General features: G+C 65.5%; 20 protein-coding genes. 10 read left to right on the plus strand and 10 right to left on the minus strand.

Annotated elements, in window-relative coordinates; all coding sequences use genetic code 11:
* Positions 1–61 precede the first annotated feature (61 nt).
* From N1027_RS06450 to N1027_RS06465, 4 genes are all read left to right on the plus strand, one after another.
* Positions 62–625, plus strand: coding sequence for a TetR/AcrR family transcriptional regulator (locus N1027_RS06450; RefSeq protein ID WP_259507920.1), 564 nt, complete (start codon positions 62–64; stop codon positions 623–625).
* Between the two features lie 80 nt (positions 626–705).
* Entirely contained in the window at positions 706–1,395 is a 690-nt protein-coding gene (locus N1027_RS06455; RefSeq protein ID WP_259506304.1) for a DUF998 domain-containing protein, read from the plus strand.
* 67 nt (positions 1,396–1,462) lie between these two features.
* Positions 1,463–1,918: an SRPBCC domain-containing protein gene (locus N1027_RS06460; RefSeq protein WP_259506306.1), complete on the plus strand. Its 456-nt coding sequence runs from the start codon at positions 1,463–1,465 to the stop codon at positions 1,916–1,918.
* Between the two features lie 30 nt (positions 1,919–1,948).
* Complete coding sequence (locus N1027_RS06465) at positions 1,949–2,401, plus strand: ester cyclase (RefSeq protein ID WP_259506308.1); 453 nt, start codon at positions 1,949–1,951, stop codon at positions 2,399–2,401.
* A 43-nt stretch (positions 2,402–2,444) separates the two neighbouring features.
* Here the strand turns inward: N1027_RS06465 and N1027_RS06470 are convergent, their stop codons facing one another.
* From N1027_RS06470 to N1027_RS06480, 3 genes are all read right to left on the minus strand, one after another.
* Positions 2,445–2,753 carry a helix-turn-helix domain-containing protein gene (locus N1027_RS06470; protein WP_259506310.1) on the minus strand — a complete coding sequence of 103 codons (309 nt, stop codon included), beginning with the start codon at positions 2,751–2,753 and terminating at the stop codon, positions 2,445–2,447.
* Between the two features lie 1,278 nt (positions 2,754–4,031).
* Complete coding sequence (locus N1027_RS06475; RefSeq protein WP_259506312.1) at positions 4,032–4,685, minus strand: hypothetical protein; 654 nt, start codon at positions 4,683–4,685, stop codon at positions 4,032–4,034.
* Between the two features lie 112 nt (positions 4,686–4,797).
* Positions 4,798–5,502: a helix-turn-helix transcriptional regulator gene (locus tag N1027_RS06480; protein ID WP_259506318.1), complete on the minus strand. Its 705-nt coding sequence runs from the start codon at positions 5,500–5,502 to the stop codon at positions 4,798–4,800.
* A gap of 271 nt (positions 5,503–5,773) precedes the next feature.
* Between N1027_RS06480 and N1027_RS06485 the strand changes: the two genes are divergently transcribed.
* The 3 genes from N1027_RS06485 to N1027_RS06495 are packed head-to-tail and all read left to right on the plus strand — an operon-like array spanning position 5,774 to position 7,316.
* On the plus strand, positions 5,774–6,208 hold the full coding sequence (locus N1027_RS06485) for a hypothetical protein (RefSeq protein ID WP_259506319.1): 435 nt from the start codon (positions 5,774–5,776) through the stop codon (positions 6,206–6,208).
* Positions 6,205–6,750, plus strand: a complete 546-nt coding sequence (locus N1027_RS06490) for a carboxymuconolactone decarboxylase family protein (RefSeq protein WP_259506320.1) — start codon at positions 6,205–6,207, stop codon at positions 6,748–6,750. The genes N1027_RS06485 and N1027_RS06490 overlap by 4 nt, the downstream gene beginning before the upstream one ends.
* Positions 6,747–7,316: a TetR/AcrR family transcriptional regulator gene (locus tag N1027_RS06495; protein ID WP_259506321.1), complete on the plus strand. Its 570-nt coding sequence runs from the start codon at positions 6,747–6,749 to the stop codon at positions 7,314–7,316. The genes N1027_RS06490 and N1027_RS06495 overlap by 4 nt, the downstream gene beginning before the upstream one ends.
* 537 nt (positions 7,317–7,853) lie before the next feature.
* On the opposite strand, the gene N1027_RS06500 is transcribed toward N1027_RS06495, so the two are convergent.
* The gene (locus N1027_RS06500) at positions 7,854–8,582 is read right to left on the minus strand and encodes a hypothetical protein (protein WP_259506322.1); all 729 of its coding nucleotides are present in this window, start codon (positions 8,580–8,582) and stop codon (positions 7,854–7,856) included.
* A 415-nt stretch (positions 8,583–8,997) separates the two neighbouring features.
* Here N1027_RS06500 and pbp4b point away from each other — a divergent pair, with 415 nt between their 5' ends.
* Entirely contained in the window at positions 8,998–11,625 is a 2,628-nt protein-coding gene (gene pbp4b / locus N1027_RS06505) for a penicillin binding protein PBP4B (RefSeq protein ID WP_259506324.1), read from the plus strand.
* 85 nt (positions 11,626–11,710) lie between these two features.
* Here the strand turns inward: pbp4b and N1027_RS06510 are convergent, their stop codons facing one another.
* From N1027_RS06510 to N1027_RS06520, 3 genes are all read right to left on the minus strand, one after another.
* Complete coding sequence (locus tag N1027_RS06510; protein ID WP_259506326.1) at positions 11,711–12,544, minus strand: enoyl-CoA hydratase-related protein; 834 nt, start codon at positions 12,542–12,544, stop codon at positions 11,711–11,713.
* A gap of 72 nt (positions 12,545–12,616) precedes the next feature.
* Positions 12,617–14,413 (minus strand): peptidoglycan D,D-transpeptidase FtsI family protein, encoded by a 1,797-nt coding sequence (locus tag N1027_RS06515; RefSeq protein ID WP_259506328.1) that lies wholly within the window; start codon positions 14,411–14,413, stop codon positions 12,617–12,619.
* A gap of 1 nt (position 14,414) precedes the next feature.
* A complete protein-coding gene (locus tag N1027_RS06520) occupies positions 14,415–16,937 on the minus strand; it encodes a transglycosylase domain-containing protein (RefSeq protein WP_259506335.1) in 2,523 nt (840 codons plus the stop codon).
* A gap of 115 nt (positions 16,938–17,052) precedes the next feature.
* On the opposite strand from N1027_RS06520, the gene N1027_RS06525 reads away from it, so the two are divergent.
* Positions 17,053–18,015 (plus strand): LysR family transcriptional regulator, encoded by a 963-nt coding sequence (locus N1027_RS06525; protein WP_259506336.1) that lies wholly within the window; start codon positions 17,053–17,055, stop codon positions 18,013–18,015.
* Entirely contained in the window at positions 18,012–18,938 is a 927-nt protein-coding gene (locus N1027_RS06530; RefSeq protein WP_259506337.1) for a serine hydrolase, read from the plus strand. The genes N1027_RS06525 and N1027_RS06530 overlap by 4 nt, the downstream gene beginning before the upstream one ends.
* 14 nt (positions 18,939–18,952) lie before the next feature.
* On the opposite strand, the gene N1027_RS06535 is transcribed toward N1027_RS06530, so the two are convergent.
* From N1027_RS06535 to N1027_RS06545, 3 genes are read right to left on the minus strand one after another with little or no spacing between them, the layout of a single operon-like run.
* Positions 18,953–20,137 (minus strand): mandelate racemase/muconate lactonizing enzyme family protein, encoded by a 1,185-nt coding sequence (locus N1027_RS06535; RefSeq protein WP_259506338.1) that lies wholly within the window; start codon positions 20,135–20,137, stop codon positions 18,953–18,955.
* Positions 20,138–20,151: 14 nt separating this feature from the next.
* The gene (locus tag N1027_RS06540) at positions 20,152–20,985 is read right to left on the minus strand and encodes a carbohydrate ABC transporter permease (protein ID WP_259506339.1); all 834 of its coding nucleotides are present in this window, start codon (positions 20,983–20,985) and stop codon (positions 20,152–20,154) included.
* Positions 20,982–21,902 (minus strand): carbohydrate ABC transporter permease, encoded by a 921-nt coding sequence (locus N1027_RS06545; RefSeq protein WP_259506340.1) that lies wholly within the window; start codon positions 21,900–21,902, stop codon positions 20,982–20,984. Before N1027_RS06545 ends, N1027_RS06540 begins: the two co-directional genes overlap by 4 nt.
* Positions 21,903–21,928 lie beyond the last annotated feature (26 nt).

The following is a 21,928-nucleotide window of genomic DNA, read 5'->3' on the forward strand; positions in this document are numbered from 1 at the left end:
CGTGCGCAGAGTGTCTGGTTGACAGCCCGTCGCTTGTTAGTGTTCAATCAGTCACATGCAGATGAAGACAAGGGACACCGGCACGAGGTCCACAGCGGAGGCGCAGCGGCGTCGAATCCTGGGCCATGCAGTGCGCGTGTTCGCACAGGGTGGATATCGCGCGACCCCGGTCGCCGACGTCGCCGCCGCGGCCGAGGTGTCGACCGCCTACGTGTTCCGCTTGTTCGACGGCAAGCTCGGGCTCTTCGTCGACGCGGTCGACGACTGCTATGACCAGGTCGCCGCAGCCATGCTCGCCGGCGCAGGAAGGACCTCCTCCACGAATCCGGAGGACAAGCTCGCCGCGATGACGGATGCGTACATCGAGTTGGTCTCAGACCGCGACCTCATCGCACTCCAGGTGCACGCGACGAGCGCATGCGACGTTCCGGAGATCCGCGACGCCGTTCGGCGGGGTCTGGCTAAGACCACCGAGACCGTCGCCAAGGCATCCGGTGCTGACACTGACGCAGTTCAACGGTTCATCGCCTACGGGCAGCTGTGCCATCTCATCGTTCAGGCTGACCTGTTCGACATCGACTCGACCTGGGCACGAACCCTTTCGCACGGCATCCGTCACCTCTAGACCACACCACCCTCGATTTCCCGGCACGTGTCTGGGTCCAAAAGTGACTGTTCAGACAGTCACTAACGAATAGGAATCTCATGAACCTCCTCCGTCCTCTCTCTGCAACCGCCTATCTCCTTGGTTCCGCGGTCTACCTGGCCGCTGAAGCGATCGCCGCTTCGGCCTGGAAGCAACCCGCCTACAGCTACGCCGACAATTGGATCAGCGACCTCGGTTCTGCAACGGCGGGCGTGTTCCAGGGCCGGGGGCTGAACTCACCCCTCAACGCCGTCATGAACTCCGGGTTCATCATCCAAGGGCTGTTGTTCGGACTGGGAACCCTGCTGCTCTCGCGCACCCTCACCGGCCGCACCCGCACCTTCACCGTCGTGATGGCGCTCCTGGTCACGATCGGGTACGTCCTCGTCGGCTCCTTCCACGGCTCTCTCCAGGCGCAGCAGAACGGTACCCTTCCGCTTCACTTCACCGGAGCAACTCTGGCCATCCTCGGCGCGAACCTGCTCGCGCTCGTGCTCGGCATCCACTGGCGCAAGACGCCTGAAACACGAGTGATCGGTATCGCCAGCGTCGTCGTCGGGGCGCTCGGCCTGGCCGCCATGGTCACCCTTCTCCTCACCTTCGGCGCTGGTCTGCCATCGGGTGCCATCGAACGCGCTTCCGTCTACACCATCGTCATCTGGCAGGTCGCCGTCGCGATTGCCCTGCTCCGTGGCCGTCGCGCACCCGTTCGTCCTTCAACCACCGCCCCCGCGGTAAGGGCCAACTGAGCCCGGTTCGCTCTCGGAGAGTCACAGATCACCTGCACACCGACCATCGCCACCACTGGAGAGAATCATGAGCATCGTATTCGCCACCACAGTCGACATCGCCGCCAGCCCCGAGCAAGTCTGGGACGTGCTTTCGGACTTCCCGGCCTATGGAGAGTGGAGCAACTTCTCCCGAATCGACGGCACGCCCGAGCTCGGCTCACAACTCAGAATGCGGATGCCGGGGTTCTGGTTCACGTCGACCGTCACCGCCGCGACCCCCGACGAGGAACTGCGGTGGTCGGCGAAGCTGCTCACGGCAGGACTGTTCCTCGGGGAACACCGCTTCACCCTCGTGCGCAATGCCGACGGTTCAACCCAGGTGAACAACTCCGAGACGTTCTCCGGAGCCCTCACTCGCCCGTTCGAGAAATTCTTCGCCAAGAACCACGACGAAGGCGGATACGCCGTCTTCAACCGGGCATTGAAGAGCCGGGTGGAGGCGCGAGCATCCCTCCCTGAGACAGCCCGCGCTTTCCGCTGAACAGCCGATACACCACCACTGGAGAGAATCATGAACAACACTGACACCACCACCACCAACGACGCGGCCACCGCCCTCGTCGACAAATGGGTCGACCTGTGGAACGGCGACCTCGCGATCGCCGATGAGATCATCGCGATCGACAACCGGGTTCACGCCGCGATGTTCGACGGCGGCGACGGCAGCGCCGTGGGTGGCGTCTCCGGAATGAAGAACTTCGTGGCCCAGATGCACTCACTCATGTCCGACCTCGTCTTCTCCGTCGAGGTCGGCCCCATCGCCGACAACGATCACGTCGTCGTCCGTTGGGTTGCAACCGGACACTACGGGGGAGGCATCCCGAGTGCCGGCGCACCCGTCGGAACCGAGGTCACCTTCCACGGCACCGACATCCTCCGCGTCGCCGGCAGCCAGGTCGCCGAGTACTGGCTCAACGCCGACACCCTCGACCTGATGACCCAGCTGCAGGTCGGCGCTGGTTGACGCAGCGGGCGGCTTGGCGTTGGGCGGCGATCCGCCGAGGGCCTCAGACCGGCTGAAGGGTGACTCGAGCGCCCAGTGCCGTGGTGATCCTCACGAGAGTCTCTTCCGTAGGATTGCCCAAGCCATTCTCGATCCGACTTATCTCGGATTGGTTGATCCCGCTGAGATCCTCGAGCTGTTTCTGATTGAGTTTCCGAAGAACGCGGAGCTCGGCGATCTGTCTGCCGATCGCAATCTGCTGTTCGGAAATGGCTGCGAAGTAGGCCGCGGCGGCATCGTTGACAGCACGGGCGTCGTCGCTCCACTGAGAGCGAGCTGCATCGCGGATCTCACGGAACGGTCGAGTAGGCATACGTCCATTATGGGTTATGACCCATGAGCAGTCAAAGCCCTCGCTTTGATCGCTTCTTCTCGCGCTTCCGCTCCTCGTGGAAAGCTCGCAGGAGCTTCTTTGCACGTTGAATCGCCTTGTTCTGAGCCCTCTCGTTCTTGACCTTGTCGAGGCCGCTCAGAAGCAGGACAACCTTGTCGCCGTAGAAATGACAGAAAAGCCTCAGAACCACAGTCTTGTCGTTTGCTTCGCTCTCAGGCGTTCTCAGGCCGCCGTACTGACGAATTGCCCGAAGGCTCTGTCGGACACGAAACTCGTAGAGCCGCTTGCTCGTACTCGCCCAGACCGTTGTACCAATGAGAGAAACTTGGCTCCCAAGTTTCCGAAGTCCACACCATTTGAGAGAGCCTATTGGGCATCGGCGGGCGGTTCCGCCGCACCGAGACGCCAAGCGGAAACTAACGGCCTTAGCGCTGGCCGAAGACACGTTTCCACAGCACCACAGCGCCGATGGCGAGCGCAGCAATGGCGATGACTACGCCGATGAGCACCAGGTTCCAGCCGAGCACGCCCTCCACGAGTCAAGGCCGGTATTCGGCTGGCCTTTTTCGCGTGCTTGCTTCGGGGGGTCTGCCAGGGGGCATCATCCCGCCCGAGAGCAGACCGGAGATCGCGGCGGCGAAGCTACCCGCGATGGCGAGAAGCCCTGCGATCACCGGGTTTCTGCCGTCCCCGCGTGTCTGACTCATGTACCCAGGCTAACTTCGACAGCCGATGATTACCACTAGGCGGGTGAGCCGACGAGCTATGGCCCGAGGGAGCTTCCCTCGATACTCGCGCGATGATTCGATTTCGGGCTTCGCGGATCCGGTCGTATTCAGCCAGCTGATGATCGAATTCCTCCTGTATCGAGCCGGACCAGCTCGTCGCCGGCCAGCCCTGGCCTCCGGTCCGCTTCTCCGGCCTCCTGCCGGACGAGACCGTGTTCGCGAGGAGCGTCCAGACCGGGGGCCCAGGAGCTACAGCTTCCAAGGGTTCGGCGCAGCCGACATCGAGGGAAACGCGACGATCATCGTCCGTAGGAGGGTGCTGAGGACCGATCGTTCTGTTCATAGATCGATCCTTCACCGGCCGTGACCTTCTCACGCTTCTGACGCGCGCCAGGCCCATCGTGACCAGTCGAGTGCCCCCTGAAAATACACCGGAACGAATCAGCTCTGGTTGCCGAGGAAGATGAAGTGGAGCCCGCGCTCGACGTCGTTCTCTGCGCTACGCATCATTTGTGGCACAGACCATCGGTCAAACCGGCGTCTGCTCAGGATCGATCGTAAACTTCTGACCGCAGGGCACCTGATCCTGCCCCTGCTCCTGGGCGCCCGTCGGGACGGTCCGCTGAGTGCCCTCGATGTAGTACGTGTCCGTGAAGGTCTGGTCGCCTCCGCCGCCGTTGTCGTAGATGTCAACCCGCATGCGCCCCTCTTCGACCGCAAAGGTGGTGCCCACGGTGGCAGCGACCTTCTCCCCTGGGCCGGCCTCGAGTGTGCGGTTGACGCCTGTCGTCGTCGCCGTCGATGCGGAATATGACGAGTTCCCCTCGATGCTGATGCCGCCGCCCGAGACACCGAACTTTCCACCAGCACTCCAGGTCTCGGTGAAGGTGCGGGAGGCGACGATCTGCGACACCACGTCGTTCGAACCTCCAGCGCAGTTGGTGACCGGGTCGCCATAGCGGTGCCATTCCTGGAAGTAGCTGGAGGCATAGGCGGCCTCGAAGGTGCAGCTCACCGAGATATTGGCCTCGCCGATGCCGTCGGTGCAGGCCGAAGCGAGCTCTTCCGGCGAGGTGCCGTAGGCCTGCGCCGTGGCCGCCGGACCGGCGAGGCCCGCCAGTACGAGGGCAGCGGTAGCGGCCGCACCTCCCAATCCGAGGCGGGTGCGAATGGTGTTTTTCATAGTCATTCCTGTCTCTCGTAGCCGATCTCGTTCGTGACGCGTGCGACACGTTCCGAGTCTGCAACGATCGGCAGTCTCCACAGAGCCTCGCAACAGAGGTTTGGCCTTTGGTCTAGTCCTCGTTGCGATCCGGACGACGGAGCGGTATTAATACGCCTCGCAGAAACGCTGCTGCGACGAGTGCGGATCGGTTGCCGACGCTCCACGAGCGCATCAGTCGGGAGAGGTGCCACTTGACCGCCTGTCGGCTGTAGCCCGTCGACGCGGCGATCTGATCGGTTGACTCCCCGGCTGCCGCAAGCGCGACCATCTGGATCGCCGGATCATCGGGCACATGATCGCCCTCCGCGACCGCGACCGATTCGACGGGAGGGGCTTCTGCCTGGAGCAGCCCGCCGCCCGGCAACCAATCTTCAACCCACCACGCAGTGATGTCGTGCCCGATCAGCGCGGCGCGGCCGAGAAGGAGGGCGACCTCGGATGCTGTGAGCGCTGGCATCCGGGTGCGCAGGAGTGCTAGCAGCGCGCGCAGGGCCGGCTTGGCTCCGCGGAGCACCACCCCGAGGGGCAGGGACAGTCCGCGCGATCGCAGCGCGCTGCTCCGGATGGCCTCGCGCGTCTGGGCCGATAGGGGTGTGCCCAGGCTGACGGAGCTGATCACGTCGTCGAGCGTCAATGGAACGATCTCTGCGTATTGGTCGAGCAGCCACTGGGCCTCCTCCGACAGGTCCCCGCCCTTGTGCTTCTCGAAAAACACGGGCTGCAGCAGCAGCCGCCGGAGCTCCTCCCGATGGGGAGTCAGATCGATGGCATTCATCTCATTTCACCTGTGTCCAATGCATGTGGTGGGCCAGGCCAGACAGACGCGGGTTCGGCCGAATCGCACTGATGGACGAGCATCTGCGCGCCGGATGAATCGGAGATGAACGTGGCGGGAATGAAGACGGTGGCGAGGTAGGCAAATCCCGGCGGAGCGTGTCTTCGAGCGCTTTTCAGAGCCTGGCATTGAAACGGACTCTGAAGTCCGCTACTATCGATAGCGGACTTGGTAGTCCACTTATCCGCCCTCTTTCTGAAAGCATCCCGATATGAGTAACGCACGTATCAGTGCGGCGCTTGATGACCTCGTTTTCAACCCTGAGCAAGGCGTCGCCCTGCAACAGGTCATCGACCGCTACTACGCACCCGACTACACCCACCGCAGCGACGGCAAGACCCTCGATCGTGAGGAGTTCACCGAGATGGTGGCGCGCACTCGCGATCAGGTCGCATCCGGCAGTGTGCGGGTGATCGACGAGCTGCGAGTGGGTGATTCCTACGCCGAGCGACACGTGCTCGACCTCACATTGAACAACGGGTCGACTCAGCACCGCGAGATCGCGATCTTCGGCACGTTTGCCGAAGACGGCCGGTTCCGGCACCTGAGCGAGACGGGCTTCTCCCTCGAGGCTGAGAGGCCCGCTTCTGCAGCCGGTGCCGACTCGGTCGATGTGGATGCCGGCGAGATCGGACCGTCGCGATGACCCGCCTGGCCGCCCAAGACCCCGCGACGTTCCCCGTCGAGGTGCGCGAATTCGTCGCCACGCTTCCGCCCGACCCGATGGTCGAGATGATGTCGCTCTCGACCGGTACGGTGAAACCGTTCGTGCAACTGGCGAAGGCACTCTTTACATCGCTCCAGTTGCCGGCGCGCTCCCGCGAGGTGGTGATCCTTGCCGTGGCGCACCTGACGGACAGTGTCTTCGTGGCCGGTCAACACGAGACCATGGCAAGGGCTGCGGGCGTAGAGGATCGCGTCGCCGGGCTCATCAGCCTCGGCGAATTCGACAGCGCAGAGCTATCCGCAAGTGATCGCGCGCTTCTGGCGCTCACCTCCGAGATAGTGCGCCAGCCCCGCGTATCCGACGATGTGTTCGATCAGGCTCGGCGCCACCTCACCGATCGAGAGATCGCTGAGGTGCTTCAAGTGGTGGGCTACTACTGGTCGTTCGGCCGGATCACCACCACTCTCGACGTCGAGCTGACTACGGTTTATGGCGACGAACCCGTGCTGGACGCCCCGTGACGATCCGGTCGACCCCCGCATCAGAACCTTCCTCACCGAGGCGTGCGGACGCGCGTCGCAACAACGAACGCGTCGTCGCCGCCGCGATCGAGATCTTTCGACAATTCGGAACGCAAGCCTCCGTGCCACAGATCGCTGCCAAAGCGCAGGTCGGCAAGGCCACGGTCTATCGCAGCTTTGCGACCAAAGAACTTCTGTTGGAGTCGATAACGCAAACGAGGCTCGAAGAGGCAGAACGGCGAATGGTCATCGCGCTTGAGTCGAGCGGTCCGGAGCGTGCGTTCCACAACGCCATGCTGGAATTGTTCGACGTGCTAGCGGGTGACCGGCTGCTCGCCGAACGCCTGGCCGACGACCAATCGTCTGCCACATCGGCGCTGCTCCAGACCCTGGCCGAAGCCCAACAGCGCTCGCGAATTGCCGGGGCGTTACTAGGAGCTGCCACCCTGCAGGATCTGCGCGTGCTGGTCTGTGGGGTTGCCATGCAGCTGACGCGGTTGGGCGAGCGCGACCCCAAGATCTGGCGACGCTACGGCGAGCTGGTGATTCGAGCCTTCTCCAGCTGACCCAAGGGTCCCTCAGTGTGCACGACTGGGGAGCAGGCTGAAACCATCGTTGCGTCTCTGCGAGACGGACTTTGGCTTGAGAACGACGAGGCTGCATTCGTGAAGCTTGCAGCGACCGGTTTCACCGAGAGACCCGGGACCGTGGTCGAGCTGTCACCTGGCCTGATTCAACGCAAGTTCGAAGCCCAAGTAGAGGTCGAGTTCGCGTCGCAGTCCGGCCTGGATGGACAGCCCACGAGCACTTCCGAAACTGTTGGCGCGTCGCAGAGGGTTTGGGGTCCGGGCGGCCTGTAATCGCGTGCCAGAGCTGGCCGATGGATCGAAGGGTGAAGAAGACGAGGGCCAGCAGGCCGACTACGACGGGGATCGCGATGGGCCACGCTGTTGTGAATCCCAGGATGAGCGCGAGAGCCTCGAATCCGATGAGAGAGGCGGCCCCAACGTACAGAGACGCTGCGAGACCGTTGAACTTCCACCACACGGCTGTGATGACCGTTCGCACGCCAGGGGTGTGATGGCGTGGTTCGAGCTCCGACGTCATGGTGACGGGGCCGATGCGGTCGGCGACACACGCTGGGCGAACTCGATGTTGACGTGCTGCAGCTCGTCGCGAGGGATCACCGCGGTGAGAACCGTGTCGGGGGCGAGCTCCACCCCGATTGCGTACACGAACGGGTCGGTGTCGATCTCCATCGCCGGCACCTCGATGCCCTCGACGACCGCGGTTGCCCGTGGGTTGACGGCGCGCTCGGTGAGTCGAGCGGCGAAACGACCAGTGCTGATGTCGCCTAGTCCCAGCTCTTTGCGGAAACGGTTCATCAGGATGTGATTGGCGTGCTCGACGAGAAGGTACGACGGTGTTGACAGCTCGGTGGGGTCGCGATGCCAGGCCGTTCGCACCGCTTCCCACAGCATCGGGTAGCGCATCCACTTGACCTGCTCGATGAGCCACGCGGGGCGAAGGTGCGGCGTCGGCACGTCGAGCGCCCGACGTGTCGATTCGTCGAGATCGGCGAGATTCACGGGGTCGGAGCGGTCGAGTGGATTGCGCCAGAGGGTGTAATTGATGCTCACCGCCATCTGCGACATCCCGCTCTCGCCCTGCGAAGACATCGTGCTCTCCATATGCACGTCGTCGAGTGACGGTTGCGGGATGAATCCCATCACCGGCACCGGCATGAGCTTGACCCTCTCCGATTGCGCGAGCCGCGGATCAGGGGCATCTTCCGGGAGGAAACCGGCGAAGCGCATCGGTGCGGACTCCATTTTCGTCACTCCTTCAGCTGCGGACTACAGACCCGTCTTTCGACGCTAAGCGACAACCGATGATTAGTCGACCCCTGCTCCGACGGATGATCTCCCCACGCCCTCTCGAGAAGACCAAGTTCACTGTCGACGCGCGGCGGCTATCCCCACCGCGACCGTCACCACCACAAGGGCGATCAGCGTCGCGAGAGAGGCGTAGACCTCGCCTGTCTCGTCCATGCTGATGATTGTCGCCGCCCCGTATGAAATCGACGTTAACGATTCGCCGCTCAGGAGCGTGGAGATGAGTTTGAAATAAATCTTCACTGCGATGACCGTTAATGGTACTTTTCATCATCCCCGGAGGCCACGACGAAGTGCCTCTTCCCGCGGCGGCTCCGGGGTCCTGTTGATCGATACATTTGGAGCCGCGTACATGAAGCCCTCGAGGTTGCTCGCCCTCGCTGCCGCTGCCGCCATCGGCGCATCGGTGCTCACCGTCACACCGAGTTTCGCGGCGGATGCCACGAACCTGACCGTGCACTACTACAAGCCCGGCGGCGATTACCAGCACGCCATCACGACTGCTGCCGTCGGCGGCACTGCCGGCCAGCGCACCGACAGCAGCGTCGACGACTTCGGCTCCGTCGACACCTTCACCTTTCCGGGGGAGCAGGCGGATGCCTACCTCGGCTTCACGATGACCGAAGACGCCGCCTTTCCCGACGACCGCCGCATCGTGCGAGCCGACGGCGGCACCGCCGAGGCGTGGGTGGTCGACGGAGACGCTCGTGCCTACGAGGCACCCCAATTGATCGATCCTTCACTTCTGGTCAAGCGTGACCGCAAGGCGTACGTGGCGGTCGAAGACCTCACCGACCTGGTCGGCCTGACGTTCTCCTACGGCAAGAACGGATACCTGTTCGACGGCGCCGCCACGGGAACCGCCGACATCCTCACCGTGCACCGCGACCGCGACTACTTCGAGATCGACGTGAACCGGGACCGCATCGGTTCGAACGTCACCGGCAATATGCTGAACGACTACACCGATCTCGTCTTCGACGACGTCGACGGTTTCGCCGAAGGCGGCAAGTACTACCTCTCGTTCGGAGCCGTCGAGAAGCTGTTCCAGGTGCGCACGCTCGTGAAGGGCGACAGCGCGTTCCTGCTGCACCCGCAGTTCGCCGCCCACGACCAGCTCGAGACGGCAGACCCGGAATCGGTCGGGTTCTCGCCCGACAAGCTCGCCGAATTGGACGACTACATCCAGGCGCAGGTCGACGACGGCGGCCCGGCGGTCGCCGTGGTGGTGACCAAAGACGGCAAGGTCGTGAAGAACTCGGCCTACGGATACGCCAAGAAGTACGGCACGACCGTCGTCGACGGCGAGATCCAGCCGGCAACGCTCCTTCCGGAGAGCGAATGGGAGCCGGCGACGACCGACACCCTCTTCGACCTCGCCTCGAACAGCAAGATGTACGCCACGAACTACGCCATCCAGCGGCTGGTCTCCCAGGGCGAGCTCGACCTCGACCGCACCCTGCAGAGCTTTCCGGGCTGGCAGAACTTCACCGACGCCGACTCGGTGTACACCGGCAAATGGACCGTCGGCGGCCCGGGCGGCATCACCGCCGTGCGGACGGGCAAGGAGACGGTCACCATCCGCGACATCCTGCATCACAACGGCGGCCTGATCCCCGACCCGGAGTACCCGAACCGCGCCTCTGCGGGCGACCTCTGGTACCAGACCGACGACGCCGACGACCGCACGGGCATCATCGACGTGATCTCGAAGACGCCACTGATGTACACGCCACGCACCACCTTCGCCTACAGCGACGTCGACTTCATGATCCTGGGCCTTCTGGTCGAGCAGATCACCGGGAAGCGGCTCGATCAGTACCTGCAGGACGAGTTCTACGGGCCGCTCGGCCTCGAGCACACGATGTATCGCCCGCTGGACCACGGCATCGACCCCTCGCAGATCGCCGCCACCGAGCTCAACGGCAACACCCGCGACGGCAACATCTCATTCGGAGCTTTGCCCGACGGCAGCCCGGTGCCCATGCGGCACTACACGCTGCAGGGAGAGGTGCACGACGAGAAGGCCTACTACTCCATGGCCGGTGTGGCCGGCCACGCCGGACTGTTCTCGAACACCGCCGACATGGCCGTGCTCACGCAGCTGATGCTCAACGGAGGCATCTACGGCGACCAGCAGTTCTTCAGCCAAGACGTGGCGCAGCAGTTCACCACGCCCTTCAGCCTGAACCCGGCCACGGTCGACAGCGCCACGATCGGTCTCGGATGGCGCGTGCACTCCAAGAGCGCCTCGGCCTACTACTACTTCAACTGGGGGCCGAGCCGCAGCACCTATGGCCACCAGGGTTGGACGGGAACGCTCACGATCATCGATCCGCTCAATCAGATGACGATCACCATCCTCACCAACATGCGTCACTCGCCCGTGGTGTCGCCGCCGAACGGCTTCGAAGGGGCGCAGTACCCGGTCGCCGACCTCGTGCCGATCTCGGCGCACGTGTACCGCGCGCTGAACGGCGAATCGACGCAGTACAACCCGATCGCGTCGGTGTCGCCGGTCGACGGCGTCACCGTGGCGAACGGCACGAGCGAGCAGGATGCCATCGCGGCGCTGTCGCCCACGACCAGTGTCACGGATGCCGATGGAGCGACCCACACGGTCGGGCTGAGCTGGGCGCTCGCCGACTACGACGCGTCGACGGCGGGTCGGTACGATGCTGTCGGCCGGTTCTCCTTGCCGGTCGGCGTGACCCAATCCGACCCGGAGACCGAACTGAGCGTCACGGCGACGGTCACGGTGGAGGAGGCTGCGGTGACGCTGCCGACCGTCCCGCCGACAGGCCCCGGCACCTCGCCCGGCTCCGACCCCGGCGCCCCGGATTCGACCGGCGGCGCCCAGGCATCCGGTGGCGACCTCGCGAACACCGGCCTCGCGATCGGGGGCTGGGCGGCGTTGGCGCTTCTCGCAGCGGCTCTCGGTGCCGCGATTCTCGTGCGACGCCGACGGGCTTCGCACTGATCGTTCCCTCCCGGAACGGCGCGGGCGGATGCTGCAGCTTCGGCTGGGCATCCGCCCGCGGCCGCGGAAGGGTGGTCGCCGAGGCTCAGCGCCCGGAGTAGACGGGTGGCCGGCCTTCCGCCTCGGCGCGTCGGCCCTCGGCGAAGTCGTCGGTTCGGTAGAGCGCGCCGTATTGTTCGTCGAGTTTCGCGAACGCTGCGGCCTCCGACTCGTCGATCGCCAGGTGCGCCGACTCCAGAGAAGTCTTGATGCCGAGGGGGGCGCAGGCGGCGACCTTCTCGGCCACCTCGATCCCCTTGGCGATCGCTGCTTCGCGATCGGATTCCACGAACTGCACCATGCCCATCCGCTCCGCCTGGTCGGCGCCCCAATGGTCGCCGGTCAAGATGTAACGCATCGCTGACGCCCACCCGACCTCACGGGGGAAGCGGATGGTTCCACCGCCTCCGGGGAAGCGCGCGTGGGTGGTTTCGTCCTGACCGAACTCGACGTCTTGACTGGCGACGCGGATGTCGGCTGTGAGGAACAGTTCATGACCCATGTTCCAGGTGTCGCCGTGTGCCACGAAGACGAGCGGCTTGCTGAGGTGAGCGGACTTGAAGAAGGGATCAGCCATGCCGTCTGTCAGTTCGAGATGCTGCCCCGTCGAGGTCAGAGCGTTGAAGGCATCCACGTCGACTCCCCGCGACAACGATCGGCCGTGGCCGAACACGACGGCCACCCGGAGGCTCGGGTCGTTGTCGAAGTCGTAGTAGGCCTTGGCGAGCCCGTAGTAGGCGTCGGGATCGAAACGATTGTCGCGGTCGGGACGGTTGATTCCGATGAGCACGACGTGCCCGCGACGTTCGATCGTGATTCTCGCCCCTCCCGTCAGCGGGACTTCGGCCATGCGGGTCGGGTCTTGCGTAGCGTCATCCATGTCACGGCTCCTCAATCGCTCTCGTGAGACCATCCTGCTCTTCGGCTTCGCCCATATCCGGTGAATCCGCCGTCAGTATCGGGTCGGCAGCTCGGGTGCCGGTTCGGTCGAGGGCAGCACCCGGTGGTCTTTGGCGAGCTGAGCGACGAGGTCGTGGAAGACCGGTGCCGGTGCCAGGGCAGAATCGACGGAAACCGGTTGGGCGATCGTGACGGAGACGACGAATTGCGGAGCTTCGGCTGGGAAGAGCCCGGTGATGGAGGTGATGAAGCTCGAACTGTAGGCGCCGTTGCCGTCGCTCATCTCGGCGGTGCTGGTCTTGGCGGCCACGCGGTAGCCCGCGAGCTGCAGTTCGGATGCGGCGTATCCGCCCTCGACCACGGTCTCGAGCATCTCCACCACGCTCTGTGCCGTGTCGGCCGAGATCACCCGCACACCTCCCGCCGTGCCGTCGGCGGCGCCCTTCGGATGCGGTGCGCCGTCGGCCGTGCTGCAGCCCGCGACGAGTCGCACCGGCATCCGCACGCCCTGGTTTCCGAGGGTCTGGTAGACGCTCGCCATCTGGATGGCGGTGGCGGACAGCCCTTGCCCGAAGGTGGTGACGAGTTCGGTCTGGTTGTCCCATTCGGCGGGCGTGCGGAGGATGCCGCCGGATTCGCCCGGGAAGCCGACCTCGGAGGGCTCGCCCAGCCCGAATCGCAGCATGTCGTCGAATCGCTGGTCGGGGGTGAGGCCCTTGCTGAGAATCGCAAGGCCGGTGTTCGACGACTCCTGAACGACTCCTGCGAGCGTCAGGCGGAGCGGTTCGTCGTGGAACTCGCTGTCGCGGAACGACGCGCCGTTCGGATCGGTGTAGATGAAGGGTGACTCCACTTCGGTCGCAGCGGTGGCGACTCCGGCGTCGACGAGCGAGGCCGCAGTCAGTGCTTTGAAGGTCGAACCGGGTTCGTAGGGCGCTTGGAAAGCGATCGATCCGCGGAATTGCTCAGGGGTGTCGTCGATGCGGGCCGGGTCGACGCTCGGGTAGTCGGCGACCGCCAGCAGGTCGCCGGTGTCGACTCGCTGCACGATCGCGGTTCCCCACGCGCCCCCGACCTCGGACATCCGTTCCGCCAGCGCGGTCTGGGCGAACCACTGCAGGTCGCTGTCGATGGTCAGGGTGACCGAGCCGCCCTTCTGAGGCGGCACCGCGTGTGACCGGGTGCCGGGGATCGCGACGCCGTCAGCCCCGCGCTGGTAGGTGACGGTGCCGTCCGATCCACTCAGGCAGGTGTTCTCCAGCTGTTCGACGCCGGCGATCGAGGCGCCGTCGTTGTCGTAGAAGCCGACGATGTTGCCCGTCACCGAGCCGATCGGATAGACCCGCTCGGGTTCTGACTCGTAATACAGCCAGGGGATCTCCAGCTCCTTGACCGCCTCGAAGGCGGTCGCGTCGATGTCGCGTGCGACATAGGCGAAATCGAGGGACGGGTCGTCGGTGAGGATCGACAGGATGTCGCCGGTCGGGCGCGCGAGGATGCCGGCGAGCTCACCGGCCGCCTGGTGCGGAGTCACCGTCTCGAGGGCGGGTTCCCCGTTCGCCGTGTCGCGCTCTCGGGTGAAGTCGGCGACCGCGCGCGGCGACACCGTGATCGTGAAGGTCGAGATGGTGCTCGCCAGAACCGTGCCGGCGGAGTCGAGGATGTCGCCGCGCACACCCTCCGAGACCTCCGTCACCCCACGGGTCTCGGAGGCAGCACGGGAGAGCGCATCGGCGCGCACGACCTGGATGTCGACGAGCCGGAAGACGAACAGTGCGCCGATCGCCGCCGCTCCGATGCCGGCGATCGCGGTGCGACGCCGCGTCGACCGGCGCGTTGCCGATGGCACGTCAACCGCCGGCAGGGGCCGCGGCGGGTGCGACGGTGAGCGCGATCCGGTCGCCGGGGCGCACATCGACACCGGCGGCGGGGGAGGAACCGAGCACGGTGCCGCCACGGGTCTCGACCCCGCCGCTCACGCCGACGAACGTCACCGGGCCTAGTTGGAGGGCGGCGAGCTCGGAGGTCGCCGCCGCCGTCGTCTGACCGACGACATCCGGCATGACGCGCAAGGCTCCGTTGCTCGGCACCAGGGTCACCGTCGAACCAGCGGATGCCGACTCTCCCGTCGCCGGCGTGCTGGCAGCGATGCGGCCGCCGGGCACCGAGGAATCGATCGCGGCCGCGACGTCGGCATCGAAGCCCGACGCCGACAATCGTTGGCGGGCGTCGTCCTCCGTCAGGCCGGTGACGTCGGGAACCCGGAGCTGCGACCCGCGAACGAAGGCGGCATCGGCCTCGGGAAAGGCATCGCCTCCGTACTTCGAATCGGCGATCGTCATGTACTCGCGCCAGACGTGATGGCGGAGATCGCCGCCGTTGCGACCGGCGATGGTGTTGTGCCGCAGCGACACGGTGCCCTGCACGTTGCCCACCCACACGGCGGTGGTGAGCTTCGTGCTCGAGCCGACGAACCAGGTGTCCTTCTCCAGGTCGGTGGTGCCGGTCTTGCCGATGTGCGGGATGCCGTCGTCGGGGTCGGACAGCGTGCCCGAGCCGGCGGTGACCACTCTCGTCATCGCGTAGGCCATCGCCGCCGCGATCTCGGGAGCGACGGCCTCGCTGCAGGTGGAGACCGGAACCGGCAGCTCCTCGCCGCCCGCATCGACGATGCGGTCGATCGCCACGGGGGAGCAGTAGGTGCCGTTGTTCGCGATGGCGGCGAACGCGGCCGCCATCGTGAGCGGCGCGAGTTCGTTGGTGCCGAGCACGTCGGCCACGTACTCGGTCAGCGGGCTCCCGTCGGCCCGATGCACGCCGAAGGCCTCGGCGGTCTTGCGGATGGCGCACTGATCGAGTTTCTGGGCCATGGCGACGAAGGCGTTGTTGACCGAATCCTGCACGGCCGTCGTGACGGTGACCCGGCCGGGGTTGGCGCCTCCGTCATTGCTCGGGGCGTACGAGCCGCTGGCCGCACCGTTGCAGCTGTCGGCGAAGGAGGCCTGGTTGAAGCGCTGCGGGCTCCCATTCACGACCTCGCTCAGCGATCGCCCGTTCCTCAGCCACTCGGCCAGAACGAACATCTTGTAGGTCGAGCCCACCTGGAAGCCGGTCGAGCCGCCGTGGTCGAAGTCGGTGCTGTAGTTCAGCGCCGTGTTGTCGGGAGCCGCCACCTCCGGGTCTTGATTGAAGTACTTGTTCTGGGCCATCGCCAGCACCCGCCCCGTTCCGGGCTGCACGGTCACCAGCGACGCCCCGAGATCGAGCACCTCCGACGCCATCGGAACGTATTCGTTCATCACGTTCTGCGCGTTCTGCTGCAGGTCTACGTCGAGCGAGGTGTAGATCTGGTATCCGCCGGTCTTGAAGTCGGCCCAACGGGTCTCCGCGTCGGTTCCGAAGGCGGGATCGTTGCGCACGATGTTGGTGACGTAGTCGCAGAAGAAGCCGGCCCCGATGCCGTTGGCGCTCTGACAGCCGGTCGACGGCGGAGTGATCACCGGCGTCACCGGGGTGGCGACCGCTTCGTCGTGCTGGGCTCGAGTGATGCGGTGCTCGGCGAGCATCGCTGCCAGCACGTCGTCATTCCGGCGCGCCGTGTTCGCGTCGAGGTTCTCCGCGAGGTCGATGCGCAACCCGTTGGGTTCGTTCACGGTCGCGATCAAGCTGGCGGCCTGCGGGAGGGTGAGCTCCGACGCGTTCACCCCGAAGTAGTATTTGGCGGCCGATTGGATGCCGTACACGCGACCGCCGAACGAGGCGATGTTCAGGTAGCCCAGGAGGATGTCGTCTTTGGAGTACTCCTTCTCCAGGCCGATCGCGAGCTTCATCTCCTTCAGCTTGCGATCGATCGTCGTCTTCGTCGCGTCGTCGAAGGCGGCTTCGCGTTCGCCCTCGTCGGCGATCTCGGTCGCGCGCTGCACCAGGATGTTGCGCACGTACTGCATGGAGATCGTCGAGGCACCCGGTCCCTCGCTCTCGACCGTGTTCTCGATCGCGGCCCGGGCGGCCGACGCGAGGTCTACACCGCCGTGCGTGTAGAAGCGGGGATCCTCGGTCGCGACCACGGCGTCTTTGGCGAACTGCGAGATCTGATCCCAGCCCACCTCCTCCCGATCCTGATCGAAGACGGAGGCGAGGAGCACCGGATTCGAGGCGCCGTCCACCGCGTAGATGTTCGTCTTCTCGGCCAGACGATCGGGTTTGATGTAGCCGGGCAGATTCTCGAACATGCCGATCGACGAGCTCGTGGCGAGCCCGGTCACGGCGAGTGCGGGCGTCACCAGAGCCGTCACGAGCACGCCGGCCACGACGGCGAGGCCCACCATTCCGCCTAGGGCACCGAGTGCTGATCCGATCGGTCGCTGAGCCATACGAGGTCGCCTTTCGCGGTTCCGAGCCCCCTGGTGGGCTCCGTTCTCGATTAGAGCAAGCACGTTCGGCACATGTCCAAGTCGCATGATGGGGCAAACCATGCAGAATAGGCATATGTGGTCTGTCGATGCACTCCTGCATCTGCGCACCTTCGTGGCTGTCGCGGAGGCGCGCAGCTTCTCTCGCGCGGCAGAGGAACTGATGATCGGGCAGCCGCTCCTGAGCCGCCGCGTAAAGGCACTCGAAGTCGAGATCGGCGGCGAACTCTTCGATCGATCACACCGTCAGATCGAGGTCACGGAGCTCGGCCGAACGTTGCTCGACCCGGCCCGCGACCTGCTCGGCCGCGCCGATCGTCTGGAGTCGTTCATCCGTTCGGCACAGGGTCTGGACACCGTGCTCCTCGCGCTTCCGCACGACTGCGATCCGCGCGCGATCGCCCGGCTCATCACGGCCGCCACCAACGCGGGTTCCCGACTGCAGGTCGAGTTCCTCACCGCCCTCGAGCGGGAGACTGCCGTGCGCGACGGGGCTGCTGCGGTGACCGTGGTGCGGGTGCCGATCGACCTGGTGGGCTATACCGTCGAGCTGGGCCTCGGGTCGACCTCGGCGTCGACCGATCGGGATCGCCCCGTGCATCTGGCCGACCTACGACGTCACCGCCGCGACCGGAGCCCAGCACGCCGCATCCTGCTGTCGGCGGAAGACGACATTCCCCTCTTCCGGGAGCCGTTCTTGAAATCAGCTGCGCAAGCCGGCCTTGTCGTGTCGCAGATCGAGGTCGAGAACTCCACGACGAGTGCCATCGCCGCCGTTTTCGCCTCCGCCGATCTCTTGGTCTGCACCCGCGCGTTCGCCCGCCGGAACGGACTGGCCTGGTCGCCGTTGGCCGACCGCTCGATCCGCAGAACCTACCAAGTGCAGGTCGCGCCGGCCCACCGGAGCAACGCCCGCCTGGCAGAACTGGCCTCTGAGCTTGCCCCTCTCATCGGCTCGGCCCTCGATGCGGGGTCGTCGCGGCGGAAGACGGATGACGGGGAGCCGAATCGCCACACGCTCACGGAGGCCTGGCGATGACGCCGTTCCCCGTGCACCTGGTCTCGACCGCGCCCGAGCACCTGGCGGTGGCCGAGACCATCGCCCGCGACTGGGAGTCCCTCGGGGTCTCCGGACACTTTCTGGCACGCAACATCCGCACCGGTCAGCAGTTCGGGTTCGACGAGACGACCGCCGTGCCGATCGCCTCGGTGGCGAAGGTGCCGCTGGCTCTGGTGCTGCTCGATCTCATCGAGCGGGGCTCGATCGACGAGTCCATGTCGATCGTGATCGACCCGGCCACCAGCAGCGTCGGCCTCACGGGGCTGTCGGCATTCCGCTACCCGGTCACGATCGCGGTCGCCGACCTTCTGGCGTCGATGCTCTCCGTGAGCGACAACGCGTCGGGCGACGCCCTGCTCGATCTGGTCGGCATCGATGCGGTCAATGACCGGCTGCGGGAGTGGGGGTGTCACGACATCGTGTTCCGCCATCGTTTCCAGCGCATGTACGACTGCGCGGCCGGGGCGGCGGGAGACGACTTCCGGATGGCCATGGAACTGGCGATCAGAGGCGACCGGCCCGGGGAGCACCACGCGATCGAGACGATGGATGCCGCCAACGCCACCGTGGCCAGCGCAGAGGCCCTCGTCGACCTCCTCGAACGTGTGTGGCTCGACCGCATCGCCGACCCCCGCTCCACGCAGTCGCTCCGGCGCCTGATGTCCACGCAGATCTTCAACCACCGGCTCTCCAGCGATCTGCGTGCCGAAAGTTACTCGATCAGCGCCAAGACCGGGACGTTCCTGAACCTGCGCCACGAGATCGGTGTGGTGGAAACGGATTCAGCCGACCAGATCGCCATAGCGGCGCTGACTCGCTCGACCGCTCGCGCCACCGTGCAGCAGGACGTCGATCTGGCGATCGGGGCCGCGGCCCGCTCAGCGGTCGAGCGTCTCCGGTAGGTCGTCCCGACGGCTCAGGCGCCCACCCGCGAGAGATTGAAGTAGGAGCGGGCGCCCTCCGGCCTGATGTCGGCCACGGCGTCGTCGAAGATCCGCATCGGATGCGGCGTGTACGGATGCTCCGCGATGGCGTCGAGGTCGAGTTCGATGCCGAGACCGATGCCCTCGGGGATGAGGATGTCGCCCTCGTCGGTCAGGGTCAGCGCCTCGTTCGAGATCTCCGAGCGCCACGGCACGTCGGTCGCCATGATCTCCAGGTAGCGGAAGTTGGGCAACGTGGCACCCAACTGCAGGGTGGCGGCCGTGCTGAGCGGGCCGCTCGGATTGTGCGGCGCGAACGGCACGTAGTACGCCGCCGCCAGGGTGGAGATGAAGCTCAGCTCCAGCAGTCCGCCGGCGTGGGTCACGTCGGGCTGCACGTAGTCGACGGCTTGGCGCGCGAGCACGGGAACGAATTCCTTGCGGCCGAACCAGCGCTCTCCGGCAGCGATCGCCACGGGCGACTTGGAGCGGATCTCGACCAGTGCATCGATTCCGTCAGGCGGGCAGGGCTCCTCGAAGAACACCGGATTGAAGCGCTCGAGCTTTCGGGCGACCTTGATCGCCGTCGGCACGTCGAATCGTCCGTGGCCCTCGATGAACAGCTCGATGTCGTCACCGACCGCGTCTCGCACCGCGGCGACCGACTCGAGCATCCGGTCGAGATCGCGATCCGCGACGATGAGATCGGATGCCTCGAACGGGTCCCATTTCAGACCCCGGAACCCCGTGGCGATCGTGTCGACGGCGGCCGCGGCATAGTCCTCCGGGGTCTCCGCGCCCGAGAACCAGCCGTTGGCATAGGCGCGCACCCGATCGCGCGTCCGGCCGCCGAGGAGCGCGTGCACCGGAACCCCGAGCGAGCGTGCCGTGACATCCCACATCGCCGTCTCGAGCGCGCTCAACGCCGTCATCGTGACCGGGCCACCGCGCCAGTAGGCGTCGCGGCTGAGCTCGTAGATCGTCTGCGCGATGCGGGTCGGGTCTTTGCCCTTCACGGCTTCGCCGAGAATCGCCACCGCACCCTGCACCGCGAGTTCCTGGCCCTCGAGCGTGGCCTCCGAGACACCGATGATCCCCTCGTCGGTGTGCAGCCGCACGATCACGAGATTGGTGCGATAGAAGTCGACGGTGAGTGTCTCGAGTCGGGTGATCTTCATGGATTCTTGGTTCCTTATCCTTTGACAGCGCCGGCGGTCATGCCGCCGATGACGTATTTCTGAGCGAAGAGGTAGAAGGCGACGGCCGGCAGGGTGAAGATCAGCGCGACAGCCATGATGGTCTGGATCGAGGTGTCCTGCTCACCGATGTACCCCGCCACACCGACCGACGCGGGCTGCAGGCTCTTGTCGTAGATGAAGGTCACGGCGAAGACGTATTCGTTCCAGGCCGTGAAGAAGGCGATCACCGCCGCCGCCGCGATGGACGGGGTGATCAGCGGCACCAGGATGCGCAGCAGCACCGACCCCGGTCGCGCGCCGTCCATCCGTGCCGCTTCGTCGACCTCGCGCGGCACCCCGTCGAACGCACCCTTGAGGATGAGCGCCACGACCGGCAGCACGAACGCGGAATCGGCCAGGATCAGACCCGGAATCGAGTTGAGGAGCCCGGTCTCGCGGAAGATGGCGAACAGGGGCACGACCAGAAGCGCCTCCGGAAGCATCTGGGTGAACAGCAGCGCGATGCCCACCACGACCTTGCCGCCGAACGAGAAGCGCGACAGCGCATAGGCCAGCGGGATGCCGAGCGCGAGCGTCACGGCCATGGTTCCGGTGGCGATGATGAAGCTGTTGAGCAGCCACCGGAGCACGTCGCCCTGAGCGAGCGCCTCGGCGAAGATGCCGATCTGCGAGAAGTCGGGCAGGAACTGGGTGGTGCCGCTGAACAACTGCTCGTCGCTCGTGAGAGCCGTGACGAACATCCAGTACAGCGGGAACACCACGATGCCCAAGAGGATGAGCACGGCGATCACCCGGAAGGTGACCCCGAATCGGGCGCGGGTCTTCATGAGTTCCTCTCCGCGGCGTTCGCCACCAGGCGCCCGCCCACGACGATGATGAGCGAGATGACGATCCCGACCATTCCGATCGCGGCAGCCGTTCCCAGCTGCTTCGAGTCGAAGGCCTGCGAGTACAGGTCGATGACGAGTGTCTTCGTCGTGCCGAGCGGTCCGCCGCGCGTCATCAGCCAGATCAGTTCGAAGCGGCGGATGGACCAGATCGCCATGAGCACGGCGATCAGCCCGATCGTCGGGCGGATGACCGGCCAGGTGACCACACGGAACGTCCACCATCGGCCCGCGCCGTCGACATGGGCCGCTTCGACGAGTTCGTCGGGCACGGACTGCAGGGCCGAAAGCAGAACGACAGCGGTGAAGGGGAACAGCTGCCAGACGGTGGTGATGAGGATCGCGGGGAGCGCGAGGTTCGGGTCGTCGAGAACCCCGCCTTCTCCCACGGCGACGCCGAGCCCGCTCAGGAAGCGGCTGAGCACCCCGTACTGAGCGTTGAGCATCCACACTGCGATCACGGCGACGGCGATGCCGGGCGCCGCCCAGGGAATGGTGACGAGAGCGCGGGCGATGCCGCGGCCTGGGAACCGGGAGTTCAGCAGCAGCGCCACGAGCAGCCCGATGCCGACACTGCCCGCGACGCACACCACCACGTAGACGAGCGTCACCAGCATGGTCTGCTGGAACGACTCGCTCTGGAAGGTGGCGATGTAGTTCTCGAAGCCGACCCAGACGTTCCTTCCCGGGTTGAGAAGACTCGTCTTGGTGAAGCTCAGATAGATCTCCTGCAGCAGCGGAACCAGCTGGAAGATCGTGATGTATGCCATCGCGGGCACGAGGAAGATATACGGGGTCCACTTGCTGCCGAGCGGGCTGCGCCGGAATCTCCCGCGGCGAATGCCGGTCTGGCTCATGTCGTTACCACTCTCGGTCTGCTGTC

The sequence above is a fragment of the Herbiconiux aconitum genome, assembly GCF_024979235.1.
GTDB classification, from domain to species: Bacteria; Actinomycetota; Actinomycetes; order Actinomycetales; family Microbacteriaceae; genus Herbiconiux; species Herbiconiux aconitum.

What these genes read in the sequence shown, in the direction of transcription:
- N1027_RS06450 (WP_259507920.1), top strand. Translation starts at nt 62, where the DNA reads ATGAAGACAAGGGACACCGGCACGAGGTCCACAGCGGAGGCGCAGCGG.
- N1027_RS06455 (WP_259506304.1), top strand. Translation starts at nt 706, where the DNA reads ATGAACCTCCTCCGTCCTCTCTCTGCAACCGCCTATCTCCTTGGTTCC.
- N1027_RS06460 (WP_259506306.1), top strand. Translation starts at nt 1,463, where the DNA reads ATGAGCATCGTATTCGCCACCACAGTCGACATCGCCGCCAGCCCCGAG.
- N1027_RS06465 (WP_259506308.1), top strand. Translation starts at nt 1,949, where the DNA reads ATGAACAACACTGACACCACCACCACCAACGACGCGGCCACCGCCCTC.
- N1027_RS06470 (WP_259506310.1), bottom strand. Translation starts at nt 2,753, where the DNA reads ATGCCTACTCGACCGTTCCGTGAGATCCGCGATGCAGCTCGCTCTCAG.
- N1027_RS06475 (WP_259506312.1), bottom strand. Translation starts at nt 4,685, where the DNA reads ATGAAAAACACCATTCGCACCCGCCTCGGATTGGGAGGTGCGGCCGCT.
- N1027_RS06480 (WP_259506318.1), bottom strand. Translation starts at nt 5,502, where the DNA reads ATGAATGCCATCGATCTGACTCCCCATCGGGAGGAGCTCCGGCGGCTG.
- N1027_RS06485 (WP_259506319.1), top strand. Translation starts at nt 5,774, where the DNA reads ATGAGTAACGCACGTATCAGTGCGGCGCTTGATGACCTCGTTTTCAAC.
- N1027_RS06490 (WP_259506320.1), top strand. Translation starts at nt 6,205, where the DNA reads ATGACCCGCCTGGCCGCCCAAGACCCCGCGACGTTCCCCGTCGAGGTG.
- N1027_RS06500 (WP_259506322.1), bottom strand. Translation starts at nt 8,582, where the DNA reads ATGGAGTCCGCACCGATGCGCTTCGCCGGTTTCCTCCCGGAAGATGCC.
- pbp4b (WP_259506324.1), top strand. Translation starts at nt 8,998, where the DNA reads ATGAAGCCCTCGAGGTTGCTCGCCCTCGCTGCCGCTGCCGCCATCGGC.
- N1027_RS06510 (WP_259506326.1), bottom strand. Translation starts at nt 12,544, where the DNA reads ATGGATGACGCTACGCAAGACCCGACCCGCATGGCCGAAGTCCCGCTG.
- N1027_RS06520 (WP_259506335.1), bottom strand. Translation starts at nt 16,937, where the DNA reads ATGGCTCAGCGACCGATCGGATCAGCACTCGGTGCCCTAGGCGGAATG.
- N1027_RS06525 (WP_259506336.1), top strand. Translation starts at nt 17,053, where the DNA reads ATGTGGTCTGTCGATGCACTCCTGCATCTGCGCACCTTCGTGGCTGTC.
- N1027_RS06530 (WP_259506337.1), top strand. Translation starts at nt 18,012, where the DNA reads ATGACGCCGTTCCCCGTGCACCTGGTCTCGACCGCGCCCGAGCACCTG.
- N1027_RS06535 (WP_259506338.1), bottom strand. Translation starts at nt 20,137, where the DNA reads ATGAAGATCACCCGACTCGAGACACTCACCGTCGACTTCTATCGCACC.
- N1027_RS06540 (WP_259506339.1), bottom strand. Translation starts at nt 20,985, where the DNA reads ATGAAGACCCGCGCCCGATTCGGGGTCACCTTCCGGGTGATCGCCGTG.
- N1027_RS06545 (WP_259506340.1), bottom strand. Translation starts at nt 21,902, where the DNA reads ATGAGCCAGACCGGCATTCGCCGCGGGAGATTCCGGCGCAGCCCGCTC.